The organism is Actinomyces gerencseriae DSM 6844 (genome assembly GCF_000429265.1).
Lineage (GTDB): Bacteria > Actinomycetota > Actinomycetes > Actinomycetales > Actinomycetaceae > Actinomyces > Actinomyces gerencseriae.
In genome coordinates this window covers 335,083-348,302 of the sequence record NZ_AUBN01000003.1, presented here as the reverse complement: position 1 = coordinate 348,302, position 13,220 = coordinate 335,083, and the positions used below count along the sequence as shown (strand labels likewise).

Sequence of the window (13,220 nt, the reverse complement as noted above, 5' to 3'; positions counted from 1 at the left end):
CGTTGAGGTGGTCTACCTGGTCTGCTCGCTGCCTATGGAGCAGGCTCAGCCCGAGCAGGTTGCGGCCTGGGTCCAAGGGCACTGGGGAATCGAGAACCGGCTCCACTGGGTCAGGGACGTGGTCTTCGATGAGGACCGCCACCAGCTGCGCACCCGTAACGGCCCCGAGATCATGGCCGCCCTGCGCAACCTGGCCATCGGCCTCATCCGCCTGGTCCACGGCCCCGGCGCCGGTATCGCCTCGACCACCAGATCCCTGTCACGACGCCCAAAACAAGCCATCAAGCTCATCACCCAGCCAAGCACCTGACCCGACTTTGCCGACCCCCTGCAGTAGGTGCACCCCGGCACCACCGACTACCGCGCCACCACACGCGGCGAGCCACTCCGCCGACACCCCGGCCGCAGCCCCGTCTCACAGCATCAACAGCACCCTGATCGTGACCTGGGCTATGCTTTACATGATACTGTGCCAAGGCTAGCCTAACCATGTCGGGCGGGGTTACTCCCCTTCCGACTTGTTCCTGACACCGAACTCTAGGAAACATCATGACTGACAAGACGCCCGAGATCACTGAGATCCACGAGAGTGGCCGTGACGAGGAGATTCTGGCACCGAACTCCAACCACCACCCCGCCGTTCTCCCGACTTCAGCCTTCCAGCTGAGCGCCGACGAGGAGATCTGAGTTCCGTGAAAAAGGGAACCGGAATGGACCTCGTACAACTTTGGCGGAATGACAAGAATTCTTTCGCCCGCACAAAGGACGGTCGACTGGTCGCCCTAAACGGAGAAGAAGCAGAACATCTTGTCGTTCGCGCAGACCAGGCCATTCCGGTTCCCTTATCCACAGGAAGGGATACGCAAGTATCAATACCCAGATCCGCACATACGGTAGTGGTGACCGACCATCCTCTACCCTCCCACCTGAAAGCAACCGCGAATTCTCATTTCAATACCGCAGAATTCATGGACATTGGTTCACTGCCCGACAATTCTGTAGTTCTCAGAATCGACATCAGCCCCGACTTCAACCATCTGTTGAATACGGAGACGAAAGCCCTGGCGTTCGGCGCCGCGATGAAAGCGGTTTTCGTGCGCTATCCCCAACTGGTCATAGGACCCCTTTCCACCCCCGAATACCCCAATCTATACCGTCACCTTGAGAAACGAATAATATCGGCCAGCCTGGTTCCGGAGACGACGTGGGCAAGCCTGCGCACTCCTCTTTTTGACGTCATCGCCGAAAAGTTATCTCTCACGCCGGACAGTCTGAATATCTCTACTTCTATCAACGATGAAGTCACGGACGCCCTCTCCTGCCTGGAGTGGACAACGATCGACCTCCTAGCCAGAGAAGAGAAAAAACATGTCTTGGTCCCATGGATTACATGGGCGGGCTACCACACAGAGCCTCGCATATGCTCTCTTCACGATCCCGAGTTCTGCGACGAAACGGCTGGAATCATCACCCGCCTCCGACGCATTCAGCACCACCCGGCACTGCCTCCCCTCATCTCCACAGTCCAATCCGACGTCACAGACATCCGAGTGATATCTCCGTGGAGCAATAACACAGTGTGCCAGGGGAGTACCGTACGCAATCCTTTGGAGGCCCGACGAGCCGCAGTCGGAGAAGCGGTGGAGCGATACTGCGTCAATGTTCTGGACATGGATCGCGTCGTCGTCTCGAGTTACGATGCTCTTGCGTCTGAAGGACTTCATCCCGTCGCACCGGAGAAGTTCGTCCTGTTCAGCGACGAGCAGTACGCGAACCCCGGGTGCCGCTTCGAGAGACTGACACGATCCACGGTTATCCCCTGGTTCCCCGCCAAGAATATTTCTCGACAAGACGATGCGCTCGTCCCTCTTTCAATGGTGTACGTCAACTACAATCGAGCAGGCACGCTCGCTGGCCGCAAGGTGGATAGTTTCCCATTGGTCAACCCCGTCCCCTACGCGGGAATCGCAGCGGGGGTCGACACAGAGGGAGCGCTTGTCAATGGTCTCGAGGAGATCATTGAGCGCGACGCAACAATGATCTGGTGGCACAGCCGCCCGACCCTCAACCGCGTCACCATCCGGAGAGACGCAGTCGAAGAAGTAGCAGACTCATTCACAGAACGGGGCTTCAGCCTCTCTTTCTTCCTTCTTCCCAGCGAATTCAAGATCCCGGTCATCGCAGCAGTTCTAGAGAATCGGCAATACCGGACGTGCAATATTGGCTTCTCCTGTCGTCCCACTATTGAGGATGCCGCATTGAAGGCGATCACCGAAGCGTCAACGCTTTTCGATGGCGCAGTGGATCTGCTTAACCCGAATGGACGCATGTACCGTTCAATCGCTAACAAGGAACTCTCTCCTCGCATGGCGCTGCCCTGGCGTGGCGACAGGAAATACCTTGACACCATCGAGTGGGACTACAATAGAGTAACCGATCTTATGATTCAGCAGCACATCAACCTCGATCCACGAGCAGCAGAGCTGAGGGCCCCTCACCTCGATCGCCCTGTACAACCGCTGGATGAAGATCTCGTGAACGAAGGCGAATCCCGCACCGTAGGATTCTATCGAGATCGACTTGAACGTCATGGTTTCGAGGTTTTTGCTGCCGACGTGACAACTAAGGATATTCTCGCATGCGGCGGAAATGTTCTGCGGGCAATCGTACCGGGATTGGTTCCCAATTTCGCAGCGGGCGACATTACCTTGGGAAAGGATAGAATTCTGAACACCTACTTCGAAATCGGACTTCACTCACGACCTCAACGTGTTGAAGAACTCAATTTTTTCCCCCTGCCCCATGCATAAGCGGATAAATTCCACGGAGGAGAGAATTGCTTTTCCGAGCGAGGACTACAGCGATTTTCCGAAAAGGGAGCATCGGGAAAGGGAGCATCGGGAATGGTTCCCTACACCTCCTGAGAAGCGCCCCGGTCGTCGACCTCCTACTCCTCGGGATTCTGCTGGGGGTCGTCATCCTCGCCTGCGGGCTCGGGGCCGAGTCCGTGACGCCCGGGGTGACACTGCGGGTCATCATCAGGCATCTCACGACCGCGGACTGGGGGCTCCTGCCGGAGCCGAGCCTCGTCGATGACAGCATCATCTGGAGAACCAGGCTGCCGAGAGTCCTCGTCGGCGCGGCATGCGGTGCCGGCCTCGCCGTCGCGGGCCTGGCCTCCCAGTCGACGCTGCGGAACGTCCTCGCCGATCCGTACATCCTCGGCATCTCCTCCGGAGCCTCGACCGGCGCGGCCGCTGTCATGGTGCTCGGCGCCTCACGGGCGATGGCGGGCCTCCATCTGGGAGTGGGTCTGGGAGCCTTCGTCGGCGCAGTGGGATCACTGGCCATCGTCATGATCATCGCCGGCGCGGGCGGCGCCCTGACCACAACGCGCGTCATCTTCGCGGGAATGGCCGTCAATTTCTTCTTCTCCGCGCTGACGAGCTTCCTAATCATGATGGCCAAGGATCCGACGACGTCCCGCGGCATCATGTTCTGGATGCTGGGCTCACTCTCCGGAAGCCATTGGGTCGAGGCGGGAGTGGCCATCGCCGCCAGCACGGTGGGGATCGCGTACCTGGTCGCCCTCGGACGACGCATCGACGCACTTTCCCTCGGCGATGACGTCGCCCGTACTCTCGGTATCGATCCTCGGGGGCAGCGCGTCCACGCGTTCGTGGTGATCTCCTTCACGATTGCCTTCCTCGTCTCCATCACCGGAACGATCGGATTCGTCGGCCTGGTCGTCCCTCATCTGGCGAAGAGGCTTCACGGGGGCGTCTTCCGGCGATCAACGGGCGCCGCCGCGCTCACCGGCGCGATCGTCATCGTGCTCGCCGACCTCGTCGCCAGGATGCTCGTGGCCCCCGGGGAGATGTCAATCGGCATCATCACATCACTCCTGGGGGCTCCCCTGCTCATGCTCCTCATCGGGCGTCGCACGAAGGCGGAGGACGGATGAGGGCCTGCACCCCTCCGGTGTACGCGGTCGAGGACGTCACCGTGTCCTACGGCGGGGTGAGCGCCCTGCGTGGGGTGAGCGCCCAGGTGCACCGCGGAATCGTCACGGGTCTCGTCGGCCCCAACGGATCCGGCAAGACCACGCTCCTGCGCACGATGTACGGGGCCCTGCGCCCGGACTCGGGTCGCGTGCTTCTGAACGGAGTGGATCTGTCGAGACTGAAATCGCGTGATATCGCCCGGCAGATCTCCGTGGTCGTTCAGAACAATTCAGCTCCCCACCGGATGAGCGTCCTCGACGAGGTGCTCCTCGGTCGGCTCCCATTCGTCTCGGACTTCAGCCCCTACTCCAAGGAAGACCGTTTCCACGCGCTCGACGCCCTGGAGGCCGTTGGAATGAAGGAGTACCAGGACCGTCGCTCGGACGAGCTCTCCGGCGGGGAGCGCCAGCGCGTCGTCATCGCGCGCGCCCTGGCTCAGGACGGCGGTTGCATCCTCCTGGACGAACCCACGAATCACCTCGACATCCGATATCAGCACGAACTGCTCCGAGCCCTTCGCGGCCTCGGGAAGACGATCATCGTCGTCCTGCACGACCTCAACGCCGCGGCCCGGTACTGCGATGAGATCCACATGCTCGACAACGGCCGCGTGCACTCGGCGGGCCCCGTGGACGAGGTGCTCTCCGAGGAGTCCATCCGACGTCTGTACGAGGTGGAGGTCTCACGGGTGGAGCACCTCGGGAGTCCGCAGTTCCTCTTCACAGCACGATGACCAGACAACAGCGCAATGACCAGACGAACGCCCGGACACGGACAAAGGGAGAAGAGAAGAGATGAGAGGCACCCTGCCATTCCTCGCCGTCGTGACAATCGGAGCAATGGTGCTGGGAGGCTGTGCCACCAGCGACACGTCGGGTCGCCAGTCGGCGACCGGCGACAGCAGCGTGTCCTCGGTGGGCGATGGCCAGTACCCGATGACCGTCTCCTTCTGCGGGCAGCAGGCGACGGTGAACGAGGAGCCGACCAGAGTCATCGCCGCAGGGCGCACAGGAGTCGCCAACATCGTCGCCGCCGGCGGCGTCGACAAGATGGTCGCCCGCTTCGGCGAGCACGGGGCCCTGTACAGCCCTGAGATAGAGGAGGCGATCTCGCCCGTCGAGCAGGTCGCCGTGAGCGGCGGCGCGGATCATGGAAGCATCAGCTTCGAGAAGGTCCTGGGACTGCAGCCCGACGTCATATACGGTTCGGCGATAGGCGAGGGCGACTTGACCCTCGACAATCTCGCGGCGAATGGGATCGTCGGCATTCTTCCTCCCGATAGCTGCTCGTACCTCTTCCCGGACAGCGCCGGCGACTTCGCGAATCTCGACTCCATTCCGCAGCACGTTCGCGACGTCGGCACGTTCCTCAACACGCGGGAGGCCGCCGAGACCAGCGCCACCGACATGGAGAGCACGCTGACGGACGCCAGGAGCAGAGGAGCGGGCCTGACCGAGCTCAAGGTCGCGGGCGTGTACTACTGGGACGCCTCGGACGACCTCTACGCCTACGGCGGGAACTCGACGATCCAGGGGATCTTCAACACCGCGAGTCTCAAGAACGTCGTCGATCCCTCCTACGACGCCATGCTCAACGGAGCACTGTCCCCGGAGACCATCCTCAAGGAGGATCCGGACGTTCTCGTCGTCACGACCGGTGAGGGAGGCATCACCTTCGAGGACTCGATGGAGCGGCTTCGCAGGATTCCCGGCATGACGGAGACCACCGCCTTCAAGAAGAATCAGATCATCGAGCTCCCCTCCGGAGCCGCCTACCCGACGGTCGAGGCGGTGAACGCCACGCGAACAGTAGTCGAACAGCGCTCCGCCTTCTGACGATCGGAAACCGAGGAGTGGTACGGGTGAACGATCGACGCATTACGTGGGGAGGCCGCCAGAGGGCAGTCCTGCGCGCAGCCGGGGTCACTCCCCTGGTCCTGTTCCTCCCCGTCGCCGTCGGGGTGGTGACGAGCGCCTCTCACGTGGGAACGGCGCTCGTCAATTCCCTGATATTCGCAGAGCTGCTCGGTGAGCGGAGCCCCTCGGTCCTCACGCGGCTCATCGGCGTCCTCTCCGCTCTTCTCATCGTCACGCCTCTTCTCGGCCTTCTGCGGGGGGTGGCGTCCAACAGGGTCGGCCTGCTCCTCAAGACGAGTCTGCGGCGTGCGATACTCGCGGAGATCGACCGCCGCGGGCCGATGCGCCTGAGCTCGTCACGGGCGGGCGGCGTCGAGTCGATGATGGTCGATGGCGTGGAGGCGATCGAGCCTTATTTCGGCACCTATCTGCCCCAGATCGCGGTCACCACCCTCACCGCGGGTGCGCTCTGCGTCTGGATCGCGATCACCAGTCCCCTCATCGGCGCCGTGCTCTTCGCCTGCGCCGTCGTCACCTTCCTCATCCCCCGCCTGTGGGACCGCGCCCTCGCCGAGGAGGGGCAGGCGCACTGGACCGCGTACGAGGAACTCAACAGCGACGTCGTCGACGCCATGATGGGCATGACGACGCTCAAGGCCTTCGGCGCGAGCGAGCGCTACGGCGAGAGACTCGCCCGGCGCTCCAGAGAGCTCCTGCGCACGACTCTCACCCAGCTCCGCGTGTCCCTCGGGGAGACGGGCGCCTCCGCTGCGGTCATGGTGCTGGGTCCCGCTCTGGCGCTTCTGCTGGGCTTCCTCGAGACCTCCCGCGGCGCCTACCCCGTCGATCGGCTCTTCTTCATCGCATTGCTGTCCGTCGAGGTCTTCCGCCCGTTGCGGGAGCTGGCGAGCGCCTTCCACGCGGGATACTTCGGACTGAGCGCCGCCACCGAGATCCATGCCGCGTTCAATGGAGTTCCCACCACGGAGCCTCCGCGCGCCCGCGGCTCTCTCCCGGAGAGCACACTCGCGGACATCACCGCGGAGGAGCTCTCCTACTCCTACGAGGGCGCGACGGAGAGGGCTCTCGACGGCGTGAGCCTCGACGTCCGCCAGGGGGAGTTCCTGGCCGTCGTCGGCGGATCGGGCTCGGGCAAGTCCACACTCCTGGGGCTCCTTCTCGGCCTGGACGTCCCGAGCTCGGGCAGCATCGTGATCGGCGGAATTCCGTCCAGCGAGCTGGATGCTCCATCGGTGGTATCTCTGGTCCCTCAGGAATCGGTGATATTCCCGGGCACGGTCGAGGAGATCCTTCGCGGGGCGGCTCCCGGGGCCACGCGCGACGATGAGCTCCGCGCCCTCACCATCGCCGGCGCATACGGCTTCCACGATCGCGAAAGCACCGATCGCTGCGACGACGCGGACGGGCGGGCCACGGATGAGGATCTCCTCCTCGCCATCGAGGAGGGCGGTGCGAACCTCTCCGGAGGGCAGAGGCAGCGCCTCGCCATAGCACGAGCACTGGTCAGGAGTCCCCGGGTGCTCATCCTGGACGAGTCCACGTCGGCTCTCGACTCGCGCCTGGAGATGACGATCCTGAGGAGGATACGCGAACGCCTCCCGGGGACCACGCTGATCCTCGTGACCCACCGAATGGAGGTCGCGCAGCTGGCCGACGACGTCCTCGTCCTGCGCCACGGGCGCGGTGTCGAGCTCGGAGCGCCGAGCGATCTCGTGGAAGCCGGAGGTGAGTTCTCCCGCATGGTGGACAGCACGGTGATGAGCACGACGGACAGCACGGCCGAGAGCGAGGGCACATGAGACGAACGATCAGCGATCTCGCGTCCATCATGGGGCGCCTCAGGGACGTCCGGCGTCTGTTCGTCGGATCCGTCCTGGTCATCATCATCCATCAGATCGCCCTCGTCCTCGTATCGGTCGTCAGCGTGTGGATCACGACGAGGCTCGTCGGGGGAACCGCCTCCGACAGTCCCACCGCGCTGTTCGTCGTCCTCTTCGCCCTGGCCCTCGCCCACGCCGTGGGCTACCTGTACGACGCCTGGTGGTCCCACCAACTGGCCTACCAGGTTCTCGCGAGCATGCGGATCGATCTGTACGCCGCGATCCAGCGCATCGCCCCGCGGGGGCTTGCGGGACGGCGGATCGGCGACCTCACCGCGGCGGCGATGAACGACATGGAGCAGCTGGAGTGGTTCTACGCCCACACCGCGCCCGTGGCCGTCGCCGCGGTGGTCAACACGATCGTGATCGAGGCCGTCCTTATCGAGCTCATCGGTCCTCTCGCTCTCCTCGTCCTGGTGTCGGCGGGCCTGCTCCTGCTCCTCCCGCTCCTCCTCAGCCCGCTCCAGCGGATGCAGGGGGAGAGGGTCCGAACCGGTCTGTCGCTGCTGAAGTCCCTGGGGCTGGAGTCGGTCGTCGGAGCGCGCGAGCTGTACGTGCTGGGGCAGCGGGAGGAGCACACGCGCAGGGTGCTCAGGGCGACGGCCGACGTGCAGAGGGACAAGCTCCATCAGGCGCTCCGCAGGGGAACGGAGTCCGCTCTCGCCGGTGCGGGCGCCGCCGTCATCAACATCGTCATTCTCGTCGTGCTCACCGGCCGCGCCGCGGAGGGGACCTACCCCGCCCATCTCCTGCCCGTCGCCGTCGTGCTCTGCGGGCTGGCGACCCTCCCGGTCTCCTCTCTCGCCGGAATGATGGGGATCATGGGCGAGGTGTCGTCATGCGCCCACCGGGTCCAGGAGATCCTGAGCGCCCCCGATCCCGTCGCCGGCGCTCCCCTGCCGATTCCGCGCCGTCCCGGCGAGGACGGCGACCTCGTGGCCCAGTCGGTCGGCTGCCGCTACGGCGCCGACCGCGTTCTGGCGGACGTCGACCTCGTGATCCCCGACGGGCGCACGATCGCCCTGGTCGGCCCCTCCGGCGCCGGGAAGTCCACCTTTGCATACCTCGTCATGCGCTTCATGGACCCCGACGAGGGATGCATGCGCTTCTCGGGCGAGGATCTCAGGGCACTCGATCCGGACGAGCACAGGAGGGACGTCGCCCTCGTTCCCCAGGACGGGCACGTCTTCACGGGGACCTTCCGCTCCAACTTGCGCCTGGCGGCGTGGGAGGCGGATGAGGAGAGCATGTGGTCCTGTCTGCGCGCCGCCGGTCTGGACGGGCTCGTCGAGGATCTGGGAGGACTCGACGCCCCCGTGGGGGACCGGGGAACCGGTCTGTCCGGAGGGGAGAGGCAACGACTGGTCCTCGCACGGGCCTTCCTGCGACAGCCCCGGCTCCTCATCCTCGACGAGCCGTCCGCGAATCTCGATCCCGAGCTGGAGCGCGAGATCACCTCCTCCGCCGCCCGTCTGCGGAAGGGGCGCACGACGCTCGTGATCACCCACAGGATGGCGTCCATGGCGAGCGCTGACGCGGTGCACGTGCTCGACAACGGCCGTGTCGAGGCGTTCGGGTCCCACGAGGACCTCGTTCGGGCCAGTGGGCTCTACCGTCGCATCCTCGCGGAGCAGCTGCCGGGGTGACCGCACGACGCGAGGACCGCAGCACGACGACGGCACCATGGTCGACGACGTCCCCGGAAGCGCCGCGCGGCCTTCGACTCGACCCGGCTCGTCGTCCGCCCTCCGCCTCAGGCCCGCGCCCGGGCGCTGGCGTAGAGGCAGAGGGCTGCTGCGGCCGCGACGTTGAGCGACTCCGCCTTGCCGTAGATGGGGATGGAGACGACGGCGTCGGCGCTGCTCAGCGCCTCCGGGGGCAGTCCGCGGGCCTCGTTGCCGAGCAGCCAGGCGCCGGGGGCGCCCAGGAGGGACTCGGCCTCGAAGAGGTCGATGCCGCCGTGACCGTCGGCGGCCAGGACGGTGAGCCCGGCCCCGTGAAGGGCGGCGACGACGTCGTCGAGGGCGACGCCGGTGACGATGGGCAAGTGGAAGAGGCTCCCGGCCGTGGAGCGCACGACCTTCGGCGCCGTGGGGTCCACGCTGCCGCGCACGAGCACGATGGCGTCGGCTCCGGCGGCGTCGGCGGCCCGGATGATGGCACCGGCGTTGCCGGGGTCCTGGGCCCCGGTGAGGACGGCGACGAGCCCGGCCCCCTCCAGGGCGGTGGCCAGCGCCTCGGAGCCGGCGGCCCCCTCGGTGGCGACGACGGCGAGGACGCCCTGGGCGTCGGCGCTCATGGCGTCCATGACCCGCTCGCTGGTGACATGGAGGTGCAGGCCAGCGGCAGCGGCCTCCTCCCGGATATCACCGTGTCGCTCGACGGCGGCCTCGGTGAGGTAGACGTCGAGGACGCGGTCGGGGGCATGACGAACGGCCTCGCGCACGCCCCGAGGGCCTTCGACGAGGAAGCGCCGGTGCTTGGCCCGCGCATTGCGGCGGGATAGGCCGGCCACGCGCGAGACGCGGGCCGATCGCGGGTTGGTCAGCACCTCGTGGCCGGCGGCCGCGCTGTCGCCGACGACAACGGCAGCGCCGAAGCGCCGACCGCGCGCGGCCCGCTCGGCATCGTCCTGCAGAGGGCCGCCGGGGTCGGCGGTGGTACGGCTCATGACGTCACCCTACGAGAGTCCCGGACCGGGGCGCCGAGAGTCCTCGCCTGCACCCGCATCGAGGGGTCCTGACGAGGACTCGGGCGGCTCCAGCCCGGTACGAGCCCGGTACGAGCGGAGAGCCGCCGCAGCGCTCAGGCCCTGGGCGCGTTGACGTCCTCGGGCAGGGCGCCGCGGGCGACCTCGACGAGGGCCTTGAAGTCCTCGGGCTCGTTGACGGCCAGCTCGGCCAGCATACGGCGGTCCACCTCCACACCGGCCAGGCCGAGGCCCTGGATGAACCGGTTGTAGGTCAGGCCCTCGGCGCGGGCCGCGGCATTGATGCGCTGGATCCACAGACGACGGAAGTCGCCCTTGCGAGCGCGACGGTCGCGGAAGGCGTAGACGCCGGAATGGGTGACCTGCTCCTTGGCCTTGCGGTAGAGGCGGGAGCGCTGGCCGCGATAGCCCGAGGCCTTCTTGAGAACGGTACGACGCTTCTTCTGGGCGTTGACAGCCCGCTTCACACGTGCCATGTGGTGACTCCTTTATGACGTATACGTGATGGGCCGGTCAGCGACCGAGCAACTTCCTGACCTGACGAACGTCGGACTTGGCGACGGGCTGGTCCAGCGCCAGCCGGCGCTTGCGACGGGAGGACTTGGCCTCGAGCAGGTGGCGCTTATTGGTCTGCTCGCGCATGAGCCTGCCGCTGCCGGTGACCCGGAAGCGCTTCTTGGCACCGGAGTGCGTCTTGTTCTTCGGCATTGTGGATTTCCTCTTCTCGGCCCCGACCGGACGGCCCGGGCTGCGGACCCCGACGGATTGCCGCGGGGTGGGTGATGGACTGCGCGTCAGGCCTCGCCGGCCCGGTTCCGCGCTCGCCCGCCGGAACCGGGGGCGGAGGCGCTCCTGGCCCTGCCCGCGTGCTTCTCGGCGCGTCGGCTCGCGCGGGCCTCCTCGCGACGACGGCGCTGGTCGGACTTGACCTCCGCCTTCTTGCGAGTGGGAGACAGGACCATGACCATGTTGCGGCCGTCCTGGCGGGGTTGGGACTCGACCGTGCCCAACTCGCCCATCTCCTCCGCCACGCGCTGAAGCAGTCGGATGCCCAGCTCGGGACGGGACTGCTCACGACCGCGGAAACGGACGATGCACTTGACCTTGTCGCCGCCCTTGAGGAACCGCTCGATGTGCCCCATCTTGGTGGCGTAGTCGTGCTGGTCGATCTTGGGGCGGAACTGGATCTCCTTGAGTTGCGTGTTCGCCTGGTTGCGGCGGGCGTCACGCGCCTTCATGGCCGACTCGTACTTGAACTTGCCGTAGTCCATGAGCTTGCACACGGGAGGGTGCGCGTCGGGCGCCACCTCGACCAGATCGAGGCCCGCCTCCTCGGCCAGGCGCAGGGCGTCCTCGACGCGGACGACGCCGACCTGCTCACCACTGGGGCCGACGAGACGCACCTCCGGGACGCGGATCCGTTCGTTGATACGGGGCTCGCTGATGGCTTTTCCTCACTCTCGGTGATGATGACCGCTGCAACGAAAAAAGCCTCCGCCGCGAATACGCGCGAAGGCCGTACATGTGCTCATCCGAGCGCGATCGCGGGCGTCAAGACGCCCGGAACCGCCGAGGACATCTCCTCGCATGACCCGGCCCCGCGAGGGACCCAGGTGGGATTTCTCCGCTTGCGCGCCGGAGAAGGAACTCCGGCCGGTCGGGAAAACCATACCAGGTCGGTGAGCTCCTGCCCAGAACCGCGGAGCCGGCGATGCGGTGACACCGGCCACCAGCGAGCGGCCCGTGCCCCCGGCCCCGTGGCACCGCGGTCCGCGGGCGGACGCGAGGCCGACCGATCGCGAGCCGGAACCGGACCGGGCTCGGCGGCAAGGGAGGGGCGGCGGAGCGCCGCCCGGGAGAGCGGGCTCAGGCCGGCAGGGGGCAGAGCTCGACGGTATCGATGAGGTCCCCCCAGGCCGGGTTGACCATGATGCGCTGGCAGCCCTCCAGGGTCCGGGCCACCGCACTGCGGCCGCGCGAGGCGTCGATGCGGATGAACACCCGCAGCTCGGCGTCCCGCCCGGGGGCGAAGGCCACCCCGGTGACACCGTCGACCTCCTCCAGCTGAGCGCGGACCTCGGCCTGGACGGGCCCGTTGCGCCACGACGGCACCCAGGCCTCCCCTCCGGACAGCGCCACCACGGCGGGCCGGGGCAGACGCAGATCCCGCGTGCCCGGGTCCAGGACCCACAGCCGGTCGGTCGACACGCAGGCCACCTGCGCCGCTCGTCGGGGCTCCACCGGGACCGGGCGCACGTCGGCGCGCCAACGGGACATCGCCTGCGCGGAGGTGAACACCGGCAGAGCGACATGCCCATCGGGGAGGTCCACGGCCAGGGTCGCGGCGTCCTGAGCGGCGTCGTTCGTGTGGATCGTGTGATCGGGAGTCCGCGACCCCACGTCCGGCGCCGCCAGGTGCACGGCCGTGCGCGCACCGGGCAGGGCGTGGGCCGCCACGGGCACGATGACGCGCGAGGCCGCCAACGCGCCCCACAGGGCATCGAGATACTCATGACGCGGGCGATCGGCGGCCTCCAGGGCGCTGACGACGGCGGAGTCGGCGGAGCCGTCATCAGCGGCGAAGAGCGCGGGCGCGGCCAGGAGTCGTTCCAGCTTGGCCCGGGCCGCCATCGCCGCGACCACCTGGGGGGCCCGGGCCGTCCCGGAGGGCGGGGGCTCCGCAGCGCTTGGCGCGGGAGCGCCCGCAGAGCCCACGGAGCCCGCAGGGCCCGTGGAGGGGGAGGCCGGT

General features: G+C 66.6%; 13 protein-coding genes. 8 read left to right on the top strand and 5 right to left on the bottom strand.

Going from position 1 to position 13,220, the window contains the following annotated elements; translation table 11 throughout:
• The 8 genes from G448_RS0101540 to G448_RS0101505 form a co-directional block, all read left to right on the top strand.
• Positions 1-310: transposase (locus G448_RS0101540; protein ID WP_156910884.1), on the top strand; the 310-nt coding region annotated here is incomplete at its 5' end.
• A 239-nt stretch (positions 311-549) separates the two neighbouring features.
• On the top strand, positions 550-687 hold the full coding sequence (locus G448_RS17945) for a hypothetical protein (protein WP_156910883.1): 138 nt from the start codon (positions 550-552) through the stop codon (positions 685-687).
• A 5-nt stretch (positions 688-692) separates the two neighbouring features.
• On the top strand, positions 693-2,810 hold the full coding sequence (locus G448_RS17270) for a YcaO-like family protein (RefSeq protein ID WP_156910882.1): 2,118 nt from the start codon (positions 693-695) through the stop codon (positions 2,808-2,810).
• 26 nt (positions 2,811-2,836) lie between these two features.
• Positions 2,837-3,964, top strand: coding sequence for a FecCD family ABC transporter permease (locus G448_RS14690; RefSeq protein WP_169720813.1), 1,128 nt, complete (start codon positions 2,837-2,839; stop codon positions 3,962-3,964).
• Positions 3,961-4,737, top strand: coding sequence for an ABC transporter ATP-binding protein (locus G448_RS0101520; protein ID WP_034493961.1), 777 nt, complete (start codon positions 3,961-3,963; stop codon positions 4,735-4,737). The genes G448_RS14690 and G448_RS0101520 overlap by 4 nt, the downstream gene beginning before the upstream one ends.
• A gap of 61 nt (positions 4,738-4,798) precedes the next feature.
• Positions 4,799-5,839, top strand: a complete 1,041-nt coding sequence (locus G448_RS0101515; RefSeq protein WP_026406535.1) for an ABC transporter substrate-binding protein — start codon at positions 4,799-4,801, stop codon at positions 5,837-5,839.
• 26 nt (positions 5,840-5,865) lie between these two features.
• Positions 5,866-7,680, top strand: a complete 1,815-nt coding sequence (locus tag G448_RS0101510) for an ABC transporter ATP-binding protein/permease (protein WP_051268493.1) — start codon at positions 5,866-5,868, stop codon at positions 7,678-7,680.
• Positions 7,677-9,407, top strand: coding sequence for an ABC transporter ATP-binding protein (locus G448_RS0101505; RefSeq protein ID WP_026406533.1), 1,731 nt, complete (start codon positions 7,677-7,679; stop codon positions 9,405-9,407). Before G448_RS0101510 ends, G448_RS0101505 begins: the two co-directional genes overlap by 4 nt.
• A gap of 107 nt (positions 9,408-9,514) precedes the next feature.
• Here G448_RS0101505 and G448_RS0101500 read toward each other — a convergent pair whose 3' ends face one another.
• From G448_RS0101500 to G448_RS0101480, 5 genes are all read right to left on the bottom strand, one after another.
• Positions 9,515-10,432, bottom strand: coding sequence for a TrmH family RNA methyltransferase (locus G448_RS0101500; RefSeq protein ID WP_026406532.1), 918 nt, complete (start codon positions 10,430-10,432; stop codon positions 9,515-9,517).
• A gap of 134 nt (positions 10,433-10,566) precedes the next feature.
• Positions 10,567-10,947, bottom strand: a complete 381-nt coding sequence (gene rplT / locus G448_RS0101495; RefSeq protein WP_026406531.1) for a 50S ribosomal protein L20 — start codon at positions 10,945-10,947, stop codon at positions 10,567-10,569.
• 37 nt (positions 10,948-10,984) lie between these two features.
• Complete coding sequence (gene rpmI, locus G448_RS0101490; protein ID WP_026406530.1) at positions 10,985-11,179, bottom strand: 50S ribosomal protein L35; 195 nt, start codon at positions 11,177-11,179, stop codon at positions 10,985-10,987.
• 86 nt (positions 11,180-11,265) lie between these two features.
• Positions 11,266-11,901, bottom strand: a complete 636-nt coding sequence (infC, locus tag G448_RS0101485) for a translation initiation factor IF-3 (RefSeq protein ID WP_281170920.1) — start codon at positions 11,899-11,901, stop codon at positions 11,266-11,268.
• Between the two features lie 436 nt (positions 11,902-12,337).
• Positions 12,338-13,102, bottom strand: a complete 765-nt coding sequence (locus tag G448_RS0101480) for an SseB family protein (RefSeq protein WP_211227945.1) — start codon at positions 13,100-13,102, stop codon at positions 12,338-12,340.
• Positions 13,103-13,220 lie beyond the last annotated feature (118 nt).

Bases quoted from the DNA above. Each gene is read 5' to 3' on its own strand.
- G448_RS0101480 (WP_211227945.1), bottom strand. From the start codon at position 13,102: ATGGCGGCCCGGGCCAAGCTGGAACGACTCCTGGCCGCGCCCGCGCTC.
- rpmI (WP_026406530.1), bottom strand. From the start codon at position 11,179: ATGCCGAAGAACAAGACGCACTCCGGTGCCAAGAAGCGCTTCCGGGTC.
- G448_RS0101515 (WP_026406535.1), top strand. From the start codon at position 4,799: ATGAGAGGCACCCTGCCATTCCTCGCCGTCGTGACAATCGGAGCAATG.
- G448_RS0101520 (WP_034493961.1), top strand. From the start codon at position 3,961: ATGAGGGCCTGCACCCCTCCGGTGTACGCGGTCGAGGACGTCACCGTG.
- G448_RS17945 (WP_156910883.1), top strand. From the start codon at position 550: ATGACTGACAAGACGCCCGAGATCACTGAGATCCACGAGAGTGGCCGT.
- G448_RS0101505 (WP_026406533.1), top strand. From the start codon at position 7,677: ATGAGACGAACGATCAGCGATCTCGCGTCCATCATGGGGCGCCTCAGG.
- rplT (WP_026406531.1), bottom strand. From the start codon at position 10,947: ATGGCACGTGTGAAGCGGGCTGTCAACGCCCAGAAGAAGCGTCGTACC.
- G448_RS0101500 (WP_026406532.1), bottom strand. From the start codon at position 10,432: ATGAGCCGTACCACCGCCGACCCCGGCGGCCCTCTGCAGGACGATGCC.